The sequence below is a fragment of the Micromonospora sp. NPDC003197 genome, assembly GCF_053590565.1.
This window is the reverse complement of sequence record NZ_JBSFTE010000043.1, coordinates 1-18,018: the sequence shown is the minus strand read 5'-3', so window position 1 is coordinate 18,018 and position 18,018 is coordinate 1. Positions and strand designations below refer to the sequence as shown.

Sequence of the window (18,018 nt, the reverse complement as noted above, 5' to 3'; positions counted from 1 at the left end):
GGGGGATGTGGCATGGCCAAGACTCTGCTCACACGTAAAAGATCCTCATTCATCGGCATCGTGACGACGCTCGCGTTGGCGCTGGGTACCGTACCCGCCATCGCTGCGCCAGCCACGGCCCGTACCGGCGGGACCCAGGCACCGGCAATGACATCGGTGACCGGCACCGCCCTATCCGCGAAACCCGTACCGCCTGATCCGGCGCGACTGGCAGCCAACGGCCCCGCACCGGTTGCCACCTGGCCGCGTGCGGGTATGGCGGAACTCGCGACGCCGGCCCGGGACATCCAAGCGAAGACTCCTTCGCGTATCCGGGCCGGTGAACTGCCGATCTGGCTCGGAACCTCCGACACCGGGGAGGTCCGCACCCGGGTCGAGGTGCTCGGACAGGACCAGTCGCGTCGCCTCGGCATCACCGGGCTGCTGATCCGACTGAGCCACGCATCCGACACCGAGCACAGTCCCGCCGACGGTAAACCGAGTCGGGTGCCGATGGAGGTGGACTACTCTGCCTTCCGCGCGGCGGTGGGCGGGGAGTTCGCCGCTCGGTTACGTCTCGTCCGACTGCCCGTCTGCGTGTTGCAGACCCCGGGCTGCACCGGCGAGAGCGGCGAAACCGGTAAGGCCGGCGAGGTCACGACCCGCAACCACTTCACGGCCAGCCGGTTGAGCGCCGAAGTGGAGATCCCCGCCACCGGATCGGCCCTGTACGCCGTACTGGCCGCTGCCTCGGGGAGTACCGGTTCCTTCTCCGCCACCGAGCTGACCCCCTCCGCACGCTGGCAGGTCGGCCTGCAGTCCGGCGACTTCACCTGGTCCTATCCGCTGAAGGTGCCGATCATGCCCGGCCCAAAGCCCGATCTCACGCTGTCGTACTCGTCGGGTGGGGTGGACGGGCGAATGGGCTCCTCAAACAACCAACCGTCCTGGGTGGGTGAGGGCTTCGATCTCGCACCCGGCTACATCCAGCGGTCGTACCGACAGTGCCACAAGGACACCGGCGGGAATGCCGGTACGCAGGACCAGTGCTGGGTCTCCCACAACGCCACAGCGGTCTTCAGCGGTGTCGGTGGGGAACTCGTCCGCGACGACGCGACGGGCACCTGGCGTGCGCAGGAGGACACCGGCTGGCGGGTCGAACTGCTGACCGGTGCCAACAACGGCGACAACGACGGCGAATACTGGCGACTGACCTCGCGGGACGGCACGCAGTACTACTTCGGGCTGAACCGGCTGCCAGGCTGGAGCAGCGGCCAGCCGGAGACCCAGTCGACCTGGACCGCACCGGTCTTCGGCAACCACGCGGGCGAGCCGTGCCGGACGAGTACGCCAGCGACCTCCTGGTGCCAGCAGGCGCACCGGTGGAACCTGGACTATGTGGTGGACCGGCACGGTGACGTGCTCTCGTACCACTACCAGAAGGAGAGCAATTCCTACGGCCGCTGGAACGGCAACCCCTACTTCGGGCAGACCACGCCCTATACCCGGGGCGGCTACCTGGCTCGGATCGACTACGGGCAGCGCGACGGTGCGGTCTACACGACCACCGCCCCGGCGCGGGTGGTGTTCACGGTGGCTGACCGGTGCCGGACGTCCGGCACCGCCTGCGACGCGACCAACTCGGCGAACTGGAAGAACTGGCCGGACACGCCCTGGGACCAGAACTGTGCCAGCTCGTGCACGTACTACTGGGAACCCACCTTCTGGACCGGCAAACGGCTGGCCTCGGTGAGCACCCAGGTGCACGACGGCTCCGGCTACGCCGGCGTCGACTCCTGGACCCTGCGGCAGACATATCCCGACCCGTACCCGTCCAGCGAGCCCTGGGGTGAGGAGAACGACGCGAGCCGGTCGTTGTGGCTCAACGGCATCGTGCACGCCGGGCACGTCGGTGGCACGGTGAGCCTTCCCGAGATGACCTTCGCTGGCGTGTCCCTGGCCAACCGGCACAACTCAAACGAGAGTTTCCCGTCCCTCTACAAGTGGCGGGTGTCGGCGATCAACAGCGAGAGCGGCGGCCGGGTCGAGGTGACCTACTCGTCCCCGCAGTGCGGCGGCGAGCCGTACATCATCCCGGACCAGAACGTGAGTCGCTGCTATCCCCACAGCGACCTGCCCGCGCCCTACGGCGGTCCGGACGTGTTCTACAAGTACGTGGTGAACCGGGTCACCCAGCGGGACCTGGTGGGCGGCAACCCGGACCAGGTGACCGACTACGAGTACGTCGGCGGTGCTGCCTGGCGGTACGACGACTCGGACACCACCGCCACCGCCGACCGGAACTGGAACCAGTGGCGTGGATACCAGAAGGTACGGGTGCGCACCGGCAACCCGAGCCTGGGCACGCAGACCCTGACCGAGCAGCTGTTCCTGCGCGGGATGAACGGTGACCGCAACCGCGACGGCACGGCGAAGAATGTGAAGGTTGTCGACTCGCAGGGCGGCAGTGTCGATGACCAGCCGTACTGGCGGGGTGCCGTACGGGAGTCGATCACCTTCAACGGGGTCGGTGGCTCTGTCGTGGAGCGGAAACTCTCCGAACCGACGCAGATTCGCAGGACGGCCAGCCGAGGCCGAACGATCGGTGCGCTGGACGCCTATCTGATTGGCGAGAAGACAAGCCGGACGACGACCACGTCGGCCGACGCCAGCCGTACCAGCGAGGTCCGCAATGAGTACGACACGCACGGCCGGCTCATCCAAACCACCGACCTGGGCGACGTCTCAATGGCCGGGGACGACCTCTGCACCCGGGTGACCTACGTCGACAACACGACGAGTTGGGTGTTGGATGCCGAGGCCCGGGTGGAGAAGGTGGGCGTGCGGTGTGACGAGACTCCGTCGTTCCCCGCTGACCTGGTCGCCGACAGCCGGTTCTACTACGACGGGGCGACCGTCTGGGGCACGCCACCCAGTGTCGGTGACGTGACCCGGGTCGAGGAGGCGACCTCGTACGACGGTGGGCCGGTCTACGTGGAGACCGAGCGGATGGTGCACGACGTACACGGGCGGGTGGTCGAGAAGTACGACGGCGTGGGTAACCGGACCAGCACCGCCTACACCCCGGCGACCGGTACGCAGCCCACCGTGAGCACCGTTACCAACGCCCTCGGCCACGTCATCACGACGAACTTCGACCGGCTCCTCGGGCTGCCGGTGAAGGCGACCGACGCGAACAACCGGGTCACTGAGATGGCTTATGACCCACTCGGCCGGGTGTTGCGGGCCTGGGCACCGGGACGGAGTCGGGCGAGCCAGGGCCCGACGGCGGAGTTCGTCTACACCATCCGGGCGAACGGGCCCTCGGTGGTCGAGACGAAGTCGTTGCTGGCTGACGGCACTGGTTACCAGAGCAGCTTCACCTTCTACGACGGCCAGCTTCGGGAGCGGCAGACCCAGTCGCCCTCCCCCGCTGGCGGGCGAATCGTCACCGACCACCGGTACGACCACTACGGTCGGGTGGATCGGGTCAACGCGCCGTACTGGAACAACCAGGGCGTACCGGGCAGCACGCTGTTGAACGTGGCGGACTCGGCGGTGCCGGCCCAGACGAGGTACCTCTACGACGGTGCGAACCGCGAGGTAGCGGAGATTCTCCTGTCGGCCGGTGTGGAGAAGTGGCGAACCACCATGTCGTACGCCGGCAACTCGGTGACGACCGTCCCGCCGGCCGGGGAGCCGGCGACGACCACGATCCTCGACGGGTTGAACAGGGTGACCGAGCTACGCCAGTACACCACCGGCGGGGCAGCGACCGGCCCGTACGAGGCGACGCGCTACACGTACACCCGGTCCGGGAATCTCGCGACGGTGACCGACTCGGCCGGCAACGTGTGGCGGCACTTCTACGACCTGCGTGACCGGAAGGTGCGTTCCGAGGACCCGGATTCCGGGGTCAACATCTCGGCCTACGACAACGAGGACCGGTTGACCTCGGCCACCGATGGGCGGGGTCGGACGCTGACCTACACCTATGACGGCCTCGGCCGCCGGACCGGCACCTACGAGGGTTCGCCGACCGGGCCAAAGTTGGCCGAGTGGAGCTACGACACGATCCCCGGCGGGAAGGGGCTGGCCGCGGGCTCGGTCCGGTACGCCGGCGGCAACGCCTACCGCAGCGAGGTTCTCGGCTACGACGCGGCGGGACGCCCGACCGGCACCGTCGTGGTGCTGCCGGCGGCGGAAGGGGCACTGGCTGGACGGTACGAGACCCGGTTCGGCTACAACGCGGCCGGTCAGGTCACCTCCACCCAACTGCCGGCCGCCGGTGACCTGCCGGCGGAGACCGTGCAACACGGGTACAGCGCCGGCCCGGTGAGCCTGCCGACGACCCTGGTCACGGGGACCACCACCCTCGTGCAGTCGGCGGCGTACACGGAGTTGGCCGAGTTGCGGGCGGTGACCCTGGGCACCGCGCCGACGCAGGTGGTTCGGGAGTTCAGCTACGAGGCGGACACCCGGCGGCAGGCAACGGCGCAGACGAGGTTGACGACCGCGACCGGCGAGACGACGGTGTCGTCGGTCAGCTACCGCTACGACGCCGCCGGCAACGTGACCCGGATCGCGGATGCCACCGTCTCCGACGTCCAGTGTTTCCGGTCCGACGCCCTGAGACAGTTGGTCGCTGCCTGGACTCCCGCCTCGGGTAACTGCGAGGCGGAACCGAGCGTCGCGGGGCTGGGCGGGCCGGCGGCCTACTGGCACTCGTACGGCTACGACAAAATCGGCAACCGGATCTCCGAGGTCCGGCACACGACCAGCGGGGACACCACCACCCGGTCCTACGCCTATCCGGCCGCTGGCGGAGCCCAGCCGCACACGCTGCGCTCGGTCGTCACCAGTGGCACCGGCGGGCCACGGACGGACACCTACGCGTACGACCCGGACGGCAACACCACCAGCCGTACGGTGGCCGGGGTCGGGCAACAGTTGTCCTGGGATGCGGAGGGTCATCTCGCCACGGTCACCGAGGGCGGAAGCACCACGTCGTACCTCTACGACGCCGATGGAACCCGGCTGATCCGCCGTGATTCCGGGGGCACCACCGTGTACCTCGGCGACACCGAGCTTCGGCTGGCCGCCGGTTCGGTGACCGGAACCCGCTACTACGCCTTCGGTGGCGGCACCGTCGGGGTACGTACTGCCGGGAAGCTGACCTGGCTGGTGCCGGACCACCAGGGCACCGGGCAACTCGCCATCGACGCGGCCAGTCACCAGGTCACCCGGCGGTACCTGCTGCCGTTCGGCGGGCCGCGTGGCGGTGCCGTACCGACCTGGCCGGGAGACCGTGGCTTCGTCGGCGGCACCATCGATCCGACCGGGCTGACGCATCTCGGTGCCCGGGAGTACGACCCCGACACCGGCCGGTTTATCTCCGTTGATCCACTGATCGATGTCGACGATCCACAGCAGATGCACGGCTTCGCCTATGCGAACAACAATCCGACCACATTCACCGACCCGGACGGCTTGCTGACCAGCAGCGCTAGCGCTACCCGCAAGAAGAAGGCCAAGAAGCCGGATCCGGGGCCGAAGGGCGAGCCGTATGTGGTCGGGTTGAGAGAGCAGGAGCTACGCGACCGGATCGTGAAGATCGCCGAGGAGGAGTGGAAGCGGGCCCAGAAGCTGGCCAAGAAGTACGGCGGCTTCGACAATATCCCCGAGCGCGAGTTCGACAAGTACTACAAGGAACTCCGGAAGATGCTCGGCGAGAAGACCTACAACAAGATGTTCGGCTCCTGGTTCAAGACCGCGAACGCGGAGACGGCCTGGTGCGCGGTCTTCGCCGCCTGGGTCCTGATGACGGCCGGGGTCAAGGCCAAGGATCTGCCGTCAAGCGGTGCGGCCTGGGCCACCAACTGGGGCAAGAACAAGGGGAAGCACAGCGATCCCCGGCCCGGTGACATCGTGGTCTTCGGTAAACCGGGCAGCGACGGTCATGTGGAGTTCGTTACGAAGGTACACAAGGACGGCACCATCACCACGATCGGCGGCAACCGCAGTGACCGGGTGAACAAACAACGGATCGACCCGAGAACGGCCCGGGCGGGCGCGAACAAACAGATCTGGGGCTACATTGGCCCGCCGGTGCGCATGGGCGACAAGGGCATAAAAAGAAACTGGCCGTGGAAGTGACGACACTGGCCTTGGCGGTAACGAGGCCAAGCCGCTAGAAGCTCCGAAGAGTTTGGTCGGGGGGACGCTCGCACAACGCCTTCGGCGTCGGGTCGTAAGAACTCGAAAGTCTACGGCGATGCGTCCCCCCGCACGGAGCATCTTGCGCCGCGCGGGTGCCAGCGTCAAGCCCTCGACGGGCTATTTTTCTACCGACGGAGAAGAAGCGACTACGTACGGCATTCGTACGCTGGAACTTCCAACATGTACCGGGCGAAGCCGGCAGGCTCAACCGAGCAGGCCGGCGTCGCACAGACTCAACCGAGCAGGCCGGCGTCGCGCACCGCACGCAGCGATGGCTTCACCCGGTACGTCGGGCCGACCTGTCCCGCCACCGCGTCGATGGTCTTGAGCCCTTCGCCGGTGTTGTAGACCACCGTCTCGGCCTCCGGGTCGAGCTTGCCGCTGGCCACCAGCTTGCGCAGCACCGCCACGGTGACCCCGCCCGCGGTCTCGGCAAACACCCCCGTCGTACGCGCCAACAGCTGAATCGCGTCACGGATCTCGTCGTCGTCGGCGTAGTCCATCCAACCGCCGGTACGGCGCACCGCCTCCAGCGCGTACAGGCCGGCGGCCGGGTCACCGATGTTGAGCGACTTCGCGATGCCGGTCGGCCGGACCGGAGTGATCACATCGGTGTCGGCGTGCAGAGCGGTGGCGATCGGGTTGCAGCCGGCCGACTGGGCACCGAAGACCCGCCACCCGTTGGCCGGCGCCTCGACCAGTCCGATCTCGACCAGCTCGCTGAACGCCTTGTCAATCTTGGTTAGCAGTTCGCCGCTGGCCATCGGGATGACGACCTGCTCGGGAATCCGCCAGCCAAGCTGCTCGGCCACCTCGTACCCGAGGGTCTTGGAACCTTCGGCGTAGTACGGCCGCACGTTGACGTTGACGAACGCGGTGTCCTCGAACTCGTCGGTCTCCACCAGTTCACTACAGAGCCGGTTGACGTCGTCGTACGACCCGTCGATGGCAACCAGGTCGCCGCCGTACACGGCGGTGGTCACCACCTTGCCCTGTTCCAGGTCACCGGGGATGAAGACGATCGACGGTACGCCGGCACGGGCCGCGTGGGCGGCGACCGAGTTGGCCAGGTTGCCGGTGGAGGCGCAGGCGAACCGGGTGAAGCCGAGCCCTCGGGCGGCGGTCAGCGCGACCGACACCACGCGGTCCTTGAACGAGTGGGTGGGGTTGGCGCTGTCGTCCTTGATCCAGAGCGGGGCCCGGATGCCCAACTCGGCGGCGAGACCGGGGGCGGAGACCAGCGGGGTGAGGCCGGGGTCGAGGGTGACCCGGGTGGCCGGGTCCTGCCCGGCGGGCAGCAGGGCGGCGTACCGCCACAGGTTCTGCGGGCCGGCCTCGATGTCGGCGCGGGTGACCCGGGCCAGCGCGGCCTGGTCGTAGCCGACCTCCAGCGGGCCGAAGCACTCGTAGCAGGCGTGCTGGGCGGCCAGGGGATATTCCGCGCCGCAGCCGCGACAGACGAGGGCCCGTGCGGGGCTCACGGTGGTGGTGGTGGGCTGGGTGGGGGTCGCGTCGATGATCGACGTCATGGCCGAGGCCGTCCTCTCATCTTTCCCAACGCCGCACGGTGCGGCGGGGACGGATTTGGCACCTGCCTCGCCGGGTCTCGATCATCGAGTCCGCAAGGTGGTTGCCGGGGCGTCATCGGGCCGTATCCCTCAGCCCCTCTGGATGAGGTATTCAGTTGTGTGTCGCGGCCGAGTCTACGACCGCCCACCCGTTTCCCGGGAAGGTCATCCCACGTTCTGGCCCGGATGTGACCGATTTCCCAGGGCTTCCGCCCTCGCCGTCAGCGGACGAGTTCCCGGCCACCGGCTACGGAGAGCACCTGTCCGTTGACGTGTCCGTTGGCGCCGGAGCCCAGGTAGATCACTGCTGAGGCGACGTCCTCCGGGGTGCAGATCCGCCTGGTGGGGGTCTTCGCCGACTCGCTGTCCACCGCCTTCTGACCGAGGAAGGGCGTGGTGAGCGCCCGGTCGGTGAGGGTGAACCCGGGCCGTACGACGTTGGTGAGAATGCCGTGTCGCGCTTCCCGGACCGCGAGCACCCGGGCTGCGCTCTCCAGCCCACCCTTGGCGACGACGTAACTGAGCGGGCCGGCCATCGGCTGCTCCACGACATCGGTGGAGACGATGACCACCCGTCCCCAGCCGGCATCGCGCATCTCGGGCAGTACGGCGTCGATCAGTGCCGCCGTACCGACGGTGTTGGTGATCAGTGATGCCGTCAGCCCCTCGATCTCCCCGAGTTCCCGGGAGGGCCACTGCACCGCGTTGGCCACCAGTACGGACACCGGGCCGAGCTCCTGTCGTACCTGGTCGAGGGCGGTGTGCCCGGACAAGTGGTCGTGCTGGTCCAGGCGGACCGCGATGGCGTGGCCGCCAGCCCGCGAGATGGTGTCGACCACCTCCTGCGCCCGGTCCTGGCCGGAGTGCCAGGACACGGCGACGGCCGCTCCCTCGGCGGCGAGCCCGACGGCGATGGCCCGCCCGATCGCACCCGATCCGCCGCTGACGAACGCGACCTTGCCCTTGAGGTTTGTCTCCACGGAAAGCCTTTCACTAGCCGGCTAATTATTAGCCGACTATGCATCGCGGCTGGACAGTCTGTCAACCACTCCTAAACTCATCGAATGGACTTCGCCGAGGTCATCGTCACGAACAAAGCCCTCGTCAAGGTGGCCAAGCTCTACCGTGGGGCACAGGCCACGTTGCTGGCCGAGCTCGGCCTGCACCCCGGTCAGGACGTGACGCTGTGGCACCTCGGCCAGGAACCGGCGGGGCTACTCGTGAACGAGATCGCCGATCGGCTCGGCGTCGAACCGCCGACCGTCACCCGCACCCTGGCCCGGCTTGAGTCCGGTGGATGGTTCACCCGGGAACCGGTGCCGGGCGACCGGCGGGCGGTACGCATCCAGCTCACCGAGAAAGGGCGAGCAACGCTGCCGCAGGTGGAGGCGATGTGGCAGAAGTTGGCCGACACCGCCACCGCCGGGCTCGACCCCGCCGAGCGTCAACAGCTCGTCACTCTGCTGGACCGGGTCAGAACCAACCTGACCACCCTTGCCGTCGAACGGGGCTGACGGGAAGCCCCCTGGTCAGGGCTGGAGGGAAAGCGCCAGGTCAGGCGCGGTCGGGTACGGCCATCTCACCGAGCAGCGACCAGTCGTCCTGCGGGACCGTCGTGTTGACGATGCGCGGGGTCTCGACCAGGTGCGGCGGCAGGGTCTGCTGCGCCTTCTTGAAGTGCTCGGACTGCACGTGCGCCCCGCCGGCCGCGTCGTCCCGGAACGCCTCGACCAGCACGTACTCGGTCGGGTCGTCGAGGCTACGGGACCAGTCGAACCACAGGCAGCCCGGCTCGGCCCGGGTCGCCCGGGTGAACTCGTCGGCGATCTGCGGCCACTGATCCGCGTACTCGGGCAGGATCCGGAACTTCGCGGTAATGAAGATCATCGGATCTCCCCGAACGGCTGGTCGACAGATACTGGATCACCCTACCCCGAGCGCGGTCAGGCCACCTCGCTAGCGGGAACGGCAGTGTCCCGTACCGATCGAAGGATCGTGACCAACCGATCCACCTCCCCCGAATGGAACAGCGATTCCGGTCCGCGTGGGGCGATCTCAGTGAAGGGTGACTCGTACAGTCGTTCCGCCGCCATCACCCCGTTTTCGGTCAGGTGGCCGATGATCACGTGGATGAAGTCGATCTGCGTACCGGTGAACTTCCGGCCGTCGAGGAACTCATCGAACGCCTCGATGGCGGCCTCCCGGTCCAGCCCGACCAGCGATCGGATGAAGAGGCCGAGGCCGTCCGACTCGGCGCGCGCCCGATCTGCCTCCTCCTTACTGCCGATGCCGCTCTCGGCGAGCATCCGTTCCAGTTCGACCAGGTCCGTGGCGGAGAGCTGCCGGTTACGCCGCAGCTTCTGCACGGCAACGTGATCCTCGTGCGCCCGCAGGTAGGCGCGAGCCCTCGCCCGGTACCGTCCGAGGTCCGTTGCGACGGTGACCCCGCTGAGCGGCAACTCGACAGCCTCACCGAGCCGGTCCTCGAAGTCGGTGTAGACGATCGCCCGCTTCGTCTTCTCGATCAGTCGTACCAGCGACCGCACCCGGCGGCGCAGCACCTCCAGCATGGGCAGGGTGACGTCCTGCCACCACTCGTCACCTGCGACCTCACGTAGCAGGGGCTCCTGTGCCCGTACGACGGGGATGTTGATCTGCTCCAACAGTGCCGAGGCGATGGCCTGGACATCCGCGCGAAGCCGGTCGAAGCCGGGCGCTGCCCCCAGGCAGGCGAGCTGCAACCGCAGGATGCGCAGGTCGAACCGCTTGGCTTCCTCGTCGGAGTCGCGTACGGCGGTGGGCAGGCCAGCCAGCCCGTCGGCGATCTCACTCGATGTCTCCGGCGACAGGTGCTCCCAACTGCTGAACTCGACGTACCGCTGCACCAGGCGACGGTGTGGCCGTACGACGAAGTTGTCCAGGTTCATGCCCTGGACCATGGTGTGCAGCTCGTGCGCAAAGTCCGAGCGCAGGCCCGCCTCGCTGCTGGTGCCGTCGGTGTTAACCGGACTCCCGTCCGGCAACCGCTGGTCCAGTTGGTAGACCAGTTCGACCTTGGCCTTGAACAGCCGCTCGGTGAGGGACGGGGTCGACGAGCCCTCCACCGTCTTCGGGTTGTGGCTGAAGTATTCGAAGTTCTGACAGAAGTCGAAGACGAAGAAGTCCTTCTTGTCGTCGCCGGGGCCGTAGAGGTCCGGCCGCAGCCGGGTGCCCCGGCCGATCATCTGCCAGAACTTCGTCTTTGACCGGATGGCTTTGAAGAACACCAGGTTGACGACGTCGGGCACGTCGATGCCGGTGTCCAGCATGTCGACGGAGATCGCGATGTGCGGGGCCTTCTCGGGGATCGAGAAGTCGTCGATCAGCTTCTGGGCGTACTCGGCCTGGTAGGTGACCACCCGGGCGAAGTGCCCGCCGTACTCCGGGTAGCTCAGGTCGAAGCAGTCGGCGATGAACTTGGCGTGCCGCTGGTTCTTGGCAAAGATGATCGTTTTGCCGATCCGGTCACCGCCGGCCACCTTGTGCCCACGCGTCATCAACGTATGCAGCACCTGGTCGATGGTGTCCTTGTTGAAAAGCCAGGTGTTCATCGCCTCCGGGGTGACGTAATCCGGGACCTCACCGTCGTCGCCCCACTCCAGGGCATCCCACTCGTCCTTCTGTTCCTCGGTCAGGTCGGCGTAGCGGATGCCTTTCTGCTGGAACTGCAACGGCACCGACACCGCCCGGGGCGGCACCAGGTGCCCCTCCACCACCGCCTCGTCCAGGCCGTACGCGTCGGTGGGCATCCCGTCCTCAAGGTTGAACAGGCTGTAGGTGTTGCGGTCGACCTCCTCCTTCGGGGTCGCGGTCAGCCCCACCAACAGCGAGTCGAAGTACGAGAAGATCGTCTTGTACTTCTGGTAGACCGACCGATGCGCCTCGTCAATGACGACCAGGTCGAAGTAGCCCGGCCCGAACCGCCGTACATCGCCGTTCGTCTCGTTGATCAGGCCCATCATCGTCGGGTACGTCGAGACGTACACCCGGCCTTCGGTGTCCTTCTCGGTGACCAGGTTGACGGTGACCACGTCCGGCAGGTGCGTCTTGAAGGCACCCACCGCCTGATTGACCAGGGCAACCCGGTCGGCGAGGAAGAGCACCCGCTTGACCCAGTTGGCCCGCATCAGCAGGTCGACCAGGGCGATCGTGGTGCGGGTCTTGCCCGCCCCGGTCGCCATCACCAGCAGCGCCCCGCGCTGCCGGTCCTGCTCGAAGGTTTCCGCGATGCGGCGAATGGCCCGCTGCTGGTAGTAGCGCTCCACGATGTCCACGTTGATCGGCAGGTCGCCGAGCGGCTTGCGGCTGCTCCGCCGCTGGACCAGCAGTTGCAGCTCATCCTTGGTGTAGAAGCCCTGGACCTGCCGGGGCGGATAGGCCTGGTCATCCCAGAGCCAGATCTCGAAGCCGTTGGTGTAGAAGATCAAAGGCCGTTGCCCGTACGCCGTTTCGAGGCAGTCGGCGTAGAGCTTGGCCTGCTGCTGGCCGGAGATAGCATCGCGGCGAGCCCGCTTGGCCTCGATCACGGCGAGGGGCTTGTCGTCGTCGCCCCACAGCACGTAGTCGGCCAGGCCGACACCCAGCGCGTTGGGCATGCCGGTGACCTTGAACTCCCGATCCCGCTCCTGGTTGAGCGGCCAGCCCGCCTCCTTCAGCAGCAGGTCGATGAAGAGATCGCGGGTCTGCTCCTCGTTGTAGTCATGGTCGTCCGGCCGCGCCTCGTTGGCCGCCTTCGCCGCCGCGATCTGCTCGCGCAGCTTGGCGATCTGCTCGTCGAGGCTGGGGTCGCTCTCCTCGGCCTTGGCCGCCTGCGCATCCTGGGCGGCGTGCTGGTTGGCCAGCGCCCGCAACTCGGCCTGGGACTGCGCCCGCACGTCGGTCGGACGCGGGATCAGCGACTCGTTGAAAGCCAGTGCGCTCGGCGGGACCGCCGCCGCATCCCGGGTGTAATGGCGAGCGATCCAGTACATGACCTCGAACAACTCGCGCACCACGGGCCGGGAATCCCGCTCGGTGATCCTCCGCTTCTCGTGGACAGCCTTGTTGCCCTGCCTACGGATGATCTCCATCTTGGCGTGCATTCCCGGCCCGACCCGGTTGATCATCGTCGGTTCCGAGATCATGGTCGACAACTTCTTGCTTCCGGAGGGCATCCGCAACGCCTGGTCAGCCCGATAAAGCCAGGCCAAGGCCAGCTCCAGGCAGCGACGGGCATAAAAGCAGGAGGTACGGGGATCGGCGAAGGTATGACGCTCGGAGCGCTCAGCCTCGTCAAAGAGGTCAGGCCATTCTGCCTGCAAGAACACGAAGTTACCCATTGAGCACCATCCCCCCAGGAAGTAAGCAGCCCTCGATCATGTCACATCACAGCGCCCCCCGAAAGGCCCGATCCTGCAACGACCCGAACAGCCCATCCAACTCCACCAAATGGGCTTGATGAGCTTCCTTCAACCGCTCGATAGCATTCACTTGCCAAGTAAAGCGATCTTGAAGTTCAAGGCTTGGAGCGTGAAAATAAATATTCTCCAACATTGCTTGATTAACCTTATAGGTGCCATTGGTCGTGCGCGCAGCCGACTCAATCTGCACCCTGACCGCCGGCGAGCCCCACACATGCTGAAGGAAACTCGGGCGGATTTTCCGCGTCGAGATGCGAGCCGCGATGATCGTATCGGGGAAAGTCACATCAGGCATCGATCGATCCGGAAAGAAACCTCGACCAACAAGCTTGAGGTTCCCATTTCCCCGGCAAACCAAAAAGTCTCGACGATCGACCGACTGAGAACTGGGAGGTGCACTAGAGAATTTAGCAGACTTACACGCAGAAGAGTCGAACCGCGCACCCGTCACACTCGAAAGAGTTAAGACCTTCGCCTCAAGATCGCCACGATTGGACGGCGATAGACCATTTCTGAGAGGCATATCTAACACCTCCCCAAGACGGACCGTTGGCCACATCGTGGGATTACGAATAGGGTCGCCAAACATTTCAGTAAAGATCGAGTGCACGAGATTGTCGAGGTGGGCGAGGGCTTGGCGACGCTTGGCGCGGAGCTCATCCACCCGATTCAGCGCCTCCACAATTCGACACTGCTCCATCATGGGAACAAGTGGCACTTCCAATGACTTCAGAATACTCGAATTGATGTTGACTTGAGCAACCCCGCGCGCTTTGCGTTCGAGGGCCGCGACAGCACTATCCAAATAACGTCGAAGGTAGGAGGGCGACAGGACACTTGCGTCGCGCGGAATAAGTCCGGCAATCGCCTGATTGGTCGCCGCATCGACACCCAGCACCGCCGTTCGACCAATAGTTGCGAAGATCGAAATCAAGACGGTGCCAGCGGGAAACATCTTGGCGGAACTATTGCGCAGACCCGCTTCGGAAATCGATTCCTCCGTTACCACAACATGACCCTGCAACATATCGCCGATCTTGACCCACGGGATATCGCCGCCAAAATACTCTTGCCTAGTACGCAGAGGCGTGCCGCCTGTCGCCACTTCACACAGATTACCCAAGCGAACAGCTTCCCAGTCATCCATCACAGCATCGCTTTCAGATCGGCGAGGCCCTGCTGGATCTCAGATTCGAGGCGTTCCAGATCGGCGATTATTTCGGTGGGTGGGCGATGCTCGACCTCTTCGTGGACCACTTCCTTGTAGCGGTTGAGGCTAAGGTCGTAGTCCTGCTCGACGATGTCGGCCTTTGGCACGCAGAAGCTCTGATCGGTCCGCTCTCGCTTCCGCTCATCGCCGTTTCGATAAGCCCATCGGGCCAGCACATCAGGCAGATTGTTCTTTGCCTGCTCTGCCTCGGTGAGAGCCTGAGATGGCCTCGGACCGAGCTTGTCCTCGGGCAGCAGCGGTGTCCGCTTGTCGTCGAGGCTCCACCCGTCGGCAGTCACCTCATAGAACCAGACCTGATCGGTGCCACCGCTGTTGGTCTTGGTGAAGAAGAGGATTGCTGTCGACACCCCGGCGTACGGCTTGAAGACGCCGCTCGGCAGCTTCACGACGGCGTCGAGCTTCTGGTCTTCGACCAGCATCCGACGCAGTTCCTTGTGAGCCTTGCTCGACCCGAAGAGCACACCATCCGGCACGACGACCGCTGCCTGCCCACCTGGCTTAAGCAGCTTCAGGAACAGCGCCAAGAACAGCAGCTCGGTCTTCTTGGTCTTGATCAGCCGCTGGAGGTCTCTGGACGTGCTTTCGTAGTCGAGGCTGCCAGCAAACGGCGGGTTGGCCAGGATCAGCGAGTACTTCTCCGCATCACCGCTGACACTCTCGGCGAGCGAGTCCCGATATTCGATGCTCGGGTTCTCGACGCCGTGCAGCAGCATGTTCATGCTGCCGATACGCAGCATCGTGTTGTCGAAGTCGTACCCGTGGAACATGTCGTGGTGGAAGTGGTCACGCCGCTTGGCGTCGTACAGCTTCTGTGAGTGCTCGCGCCGGACGTACTCGCTGGCCTCGACCAGGAAGCCGGCGGTGCCGCAGGCCGGGTCGCAGATCGTGTCGTCCGGGCCTGGGGCGGTCATCTCGACCATGAGCTGGATGATGTGCCGAGGCGTACGGAACTGGCCGTTGTGACCGGCCGTTGCGATCTTGCCGAGCATGTACTCGTAGAGGTCACCCTTGGTGTCGCGCTCGTCCATGGGGATGTCGTCGAGCATGTCGACGACCCGGGACAGCAGCGCCGCGTTCGGGATGGTGAAGCGGGCGTCCTTCATGTGGGTGGAGTAGGTCGAGCCGTCGCCGCCGAGGGTCCGCAGAAACGGGAAGACGTGCTCGCCAACGATCTTGAACATCTCGCCCGGCTCGGCGTTCTTGAAACGAGACCAGCGCAGCTCGGCGTACTTGCGGCCCTGCGGGTCGACGCCATCCGGGAAGATCGCGCGCTCGATCGGCTTGCCGAGCCGATTGGCCTTGTTCTCCTCCAGTTGTTGCAGGTCATCCAGCCTACGGATGAAGAGCAGGTAGGTGATCTGCTCGATCACCTCCAATGGGTTGGAAATCCCACCTGACCAGAAGGAATTCCAGACTTGATCGACCTTGCTCTTCAGCTCACCAGTGATCACGAAGCTTCGCCTTAGGGGTTGGCGGTGTCGAGTAGAACTCCGTAGGTTAGCCGCCACGACGATCCCTCGCATTAGGACGTTCGGACCGCTGCCGGTGCCCGCTATGGTCGACAAGCACGTTGAGCAGCAACGCTGCCGTGCACGATTCGCTGTGATGCTGGTCTACATCGGATCGCCTACGCCGCCGCCAGTCGGCGGGTAGATGCCACTCGTAGCGGTTGATGTGCGGAATCCGTTGACGTGAATTCGCGCAGCCGGTCGGCAAATGCCCAGCTCAGAGCGCACGCTGACAACACATTCACGTGCGCCGACCCCGACAAGGCGAGCCATCCATCACCTCGCACAACACGCGACGAAACACCCCTGAGCTCGTCATATTGAAGACTGACGTAAAGCACTCAATCCGGTACGGTCAGCATTCAGGGTGCCTTCGTGTCCGGTTGGGAGGACTACAGCCGATGGCGACCGTAGAAGAGATCAAGGCAGGCGTCGCTCAGTTCGGCGCGAGCACCGAGCAGCAGGTTCTACAGATCTTGGCGGTCGCCGAGTCGATCAACCAGACCTCGGCCCTGCTGCGTGCGATCACCGCCGGCTCCACCCACGGCGAGGTCGCCAATGCGTTGAACCGGCTGGAGCAGGTCAAGCAACACCTACACGAGGCTGCCGGCCTCGCCCGCGGCGCGGTCACCGCGACCAGCAGCTACGTCGCAAACTTCTGAGAAGCGAGGGGTTCGCCATGTCGTCTGTCATCGTGCCCGTCGGGCTCTCCATGGGCCCACGCTTCCGATACGTACGACCACCGGATCCCACCCCTGAGTGCTACGAAATCCACCTCGGCGATGACCTGGTCGAACTGACTGAGACCGACGCCGCCGTCTGGGCAGCCGCCTTCATCGACGCCGAAGCCCACGCCAAACTGAAGGTCAACCGCAAGTCACTGATCCGCCTACTGGAGACGGCACCAAACCCAGAACCCCGAGCCGCCGAGTACGTCGACAGCCTGCTCAACCGTGGCCTACTGGTCGAGTTCGACCCCAACGGCAACCTCGAACCAGTCTTCCGCCGCCACAAACTCCTACCCCTCGGCCAAGGGCTCGGCTCCACCGCCGAAGACCCCCACCTGCACCGCATCGGCTTCGCCAACCAACCCATCCTCGCCCTTCCCAACGACGTATACGGGCTTTGGTCCTTCTCATACCTCAACCCCAACCTCTGGGAAGCCTGCGTCTTTTACGCGGCAGCCGACGAGGAGGAACGTGAACCGCATGAGGAACCTCTCGGCCTGACCGCAGAGAACGTCGCGCAGGACCTAGGAAACAATCTGCCGCTGATGATCGCGACAAGCTGCGCGTTCCTCGATCCCGTTGTACCCAGATGAGCTGGCGTAGAAGGCAATACCGTGCTGGCGAGCGGCCAGAACGACCTTACCTGCGGCGGGTGGGGTACGAGACGGTCAAAGAAGCCAGCGGAAGTCTCCTCCAACTCGTCGGCCCCGGTCTCGGCACCCTGCTCGGACTACTCGCCGCCAGATGGGGCTTCACCTCAGCCGCCCCGGTACTCGGGGGGATCGTCGGCTTCATCGTCGGCACGGTCGGCAAAGGGGCCATCGCCGCCTCGGTTGACCACCTACGCGAACGAGGAGACAAGCCAGCAACCCCACGGGTCAGCCAAGTGAGGACTTCCACCACCGCCGCCGCCCAACTGAGCGGGCAGCCAAGCATCGTCGGTCAGGTCGTCACCGGACTGAACCAGGTCATCGAATAGATCGATCAGGCTACCGACAGCCTCAAGGAAACCGCGAAAAGAATGTGGGACAGCCAGAACGCCATCCTGGCCATACTCGCCGGCGGCCAACCCGCCATCGTCAAACGCACCGAGAGCTCAATGGCAGACGCACGCCAGAACATCAGCGACTCAACAGTCCTACTGACGGAAGCCAGCAACACCATCGCCGGCTACCGAACCCGCTTCTGAGCTGCTCACTCTCCGATAAGGCACACCATCAGCTTCCAGGAGCGCTGGCACTTATTAGACGAGCTAGCCTCGGCCCTTCGTTAAGGGCTGTCCAAGGAGTGGACCGGAAACGAAGAAGTGCCTTCTGATCAGGGAAAATAGGGCTTGTCGAGAGTCCT

Annotated in this window: 12 protein-coding genes and 1 riboswitch; of the genes, 6 read left to right on the top strand and 6 right to left on the bottom strand. The window is 65.3% G+C overall.

Annotated elements, in window-relative coordinates:
• Positions 1-12 precede the first annotated feature (12 nt).
• The gene (locus ACWDV4_RS29725) at positions 13-6,135 is read left to right on the top strand and encodes an RHS repeat-associated core domain-containing protein (RefSeq protein WP_449985537.1); all 6,123 of its coding nucleotides are present in this window, start codon (positions 13-15) and stop codon (positions 6,133-6,135) included.
• Between the two features lie 296 nt (positions 6,136-6,431).
• Here the strand turns inward: ACWDV4_RS29725 and thrC are convergent, their stop codons facing one another.
• Both thrC and ACWDV4_RS29715 read right to left on the bottom strand, forming a co-directional pair.
• Entirely contained in the window at positions 6,432-7,727 is a 1,296-nt protein-coding gene (gene thrC / locus ACWDV4_RS29720; RefSeq protein ID WP_449985534.1) for a threonine synthase, read from the bottom strand.
• A gap of 13 nt (positions 7,728-7,740) precedes the next feature.
• Positions 7,741-7,876: riboswitch (SAM riboswitch) on the bottom strand.
• Between the two features lie 111 nt (positions 7,877-7,987).
• Positions 7,988-8,746 carry an SDR family NAD(P)-dependent oxidoreductase gene (locus tag ACWDV4_RS29715; RefSeq protein WP_449985531.1) on the bottom strand — a complete coding sequence of 253 codons (759 nt, stop codon included), beginning with the start codon at positions 8,744-8,746 and terminating at the stop codon, positions 7,988-7,990.
• 84 nt (positions 8,747-8,830) lie between these two features.
• Between ACWDV4_RS29715 and ACWDV4_RS29710 the strand changes: the two genes are divergently transcribed.
• Positions 8,831-9,280 (top strand): MarR family winged helix-turn-helix transcriptional regulator, encoded by a 450-nt coding sequence (locus tag ACWDV4_RS29710; protein ID WP_449985528.1) that lies wholly within the window; start codon positions 8,831-8,833, stop codon positions 9,278-9,280.
• Between the two features lie 40 nt (positions 9,281-9,320).
• Here ACWDV4_RS29710 and ACWDV4_RS29705 read toward each other — a convergent pair whose 3' ends face one another.
• The 4 genes from ACWDV4_RS29705 to ACWDV4_RS29690 are packed head-to-tail and all read right to left on the bottom strand — an operon-like array spanning position 9,321 to position 15,886.
• On the bottom strand, positions 9,321-9,653 hold the full coding sequence (locus ACWDV4_RS29705) for a putative quinol monooxygenase (RefSeq protein ID WP_449985526.1): 333 nt from the start codon (positions 9,651-9,653) through the stop codon (positions 9,321-9,323).
• A 56-nt stretch (positions 9,654-9,709) separates the two neighbouring features.
• Positions 9,710-13,123, bottom strand: a complete 3,414-nt coding sequence (locus ACWDV4_RS29700) for a DEAD/DEAH box helicase family protein (protein WP_449985524.1) — start codon at positions 13,121-13,123, stop codon at positions 9,710-9,712.
• A gap of 46 nt (positions 13,124-13,169) precedes the next feature.
• Entirely contained in the window at positions 13,170-14,351 is a 1,182-nt protein-coding gene (locus ACWDV4_RS29695) for a restriction endonuclease subunit S (RefSeq protein WP_449985521.1), read from the bottom strand.
• Positions 14,351-15,886 (bottom strand): type I restriction-modification system subunit M, encoded by a 1,536-nt coding sequence (locus ACWDV4_RS29690; protein WP_449985519.1) that lies wholly within the window; start codon positions 15,884-15,886, stop codon positions 14,351-14,353. The genes ACWDV4_RS29695 and ACWDV4_RS29690 overlap by 1 nt, the downstream gene beginning before the upstream one ends.
• A gap of 458 nt (positions 15,887-16,344) precedes the next feature.
• Here ACWDV4_RS29690 and ACWDV4_RS29685 point away from each other — a divergent pair, with 458 nt between their 5' ends.
• The 4 genes from ACWDV4_RS29685 to ACWDV4_RS29670 are packed head-to-tail and all read left to right on the top strand — an operon-like array spanning position 16,345 to position 17,860.
• Positions 16,345-16,605 carry a hypothetical protein gene (locus ACWDV4_RS29685; protein ID WP_449985516.1) on the top strand — a complete coding sequence of 87 codons (261 nt, stop codon included), beginning with the start codon at positions 16,345-16,347 and terminating at the stop codon, positions 16,603-16,605.
• 17 nt (positions 16,606-16,622) lie between these two features.
• Entirely contained in the window at positions 16,623-17,264 is a 642-nt protein-coding gene (locus tag ACWDV4_RS29680; protein ID WP_449985515.1) for a hypothetical protein, read from the top strand.
• A gap of 59 nt (positions 17,265-17,323) precedes the next feature.
• On the top strand, positions 17,324-17,650 hold the full coding sequence (locus ACWDV4_RS29675; protein ID WP_449985512.1) for a hypothetical protein: 327 nt from the start codon (positions 17,324-17,326) through the stop codon (positions 17,648-17,650).
• Between the two features lie 42 nt (positions 17,651-17,692).
• Complete coding sequence (locus ACWDV4_RS29670) at positions 17,693-17,860, top strand: hypothetical protein (protein ID WP_449985510.1); 168 nt, start codon at positions 17,693-17,695, stop codon at positions 17,858-17,860.
• Positions 17,861-18,018: the final 158 nt, after the last annotated feature.

Coding starts and splice junctions, on each gene's coding strand:
- ACWDV4_RS29725 (WP_449985537.1), top strand. CDS start 13: ATGGCCAAGACTCTGCTCACACGTAAAAGATCCTCATTCATCGGCATC.
- thrC (WP_449985534.1), bottom strand. CDS start 7,727: ATGACGTCGATCATCGACGCGACCCCCACCCAGCCCACCACCACCACC.
- ACWDV4_RS29710 (WP_449985528.1), top strand. CDS start 8,831: ATGGACTTCGCCGAGGTCATCGTCACGAACAAAGCCCTCGTCAAGGTG.
- ACWDV4_RS29705 (WP_449985526.1), bottom strand. CDS start 9,653: ATGATCTTCATTACCGCGAAGTTCCGGATCCTGCCCGAGTACGCGGAT.
- ACWDV4_RS29700 (WP_449985524.1), bottom strand. CDS start 13,123: ATGGGTAACTTCGTGTTCTTGCAGGCAGAATGGCCTGACCTCTTTGAC.
- ACWDV4_RS29695 (WP_449985521.1), bottom strand. CDS start 14,351: ATGGATGACTGGGAAGCTGTTCGCTTGGGTAATCTGTGTGAAGTGGCG.
- ACWDV4_RS29685 (WP_449985516.1), top strand. CDS start 16,345: ATGGCGACCGTAGAAGAGATCAAGGCAGGCGTCGCTCAGTTCGGCGCG.
- ACWDV4_RS29680 (WP_449985515.1), top strand. CDS start 16,623: ATGTCGTCTGTCATCGTGCCCGTCGGGCTCTCCATGGGCCCACGCTTC.
- ACWDV4_RS29670 (WP_449985510.1), top strand. CDS start 17,693: ATGTGGGACAGCCAGAACGCCATCCTGGCCATACTCGCCGGCGGCCAA.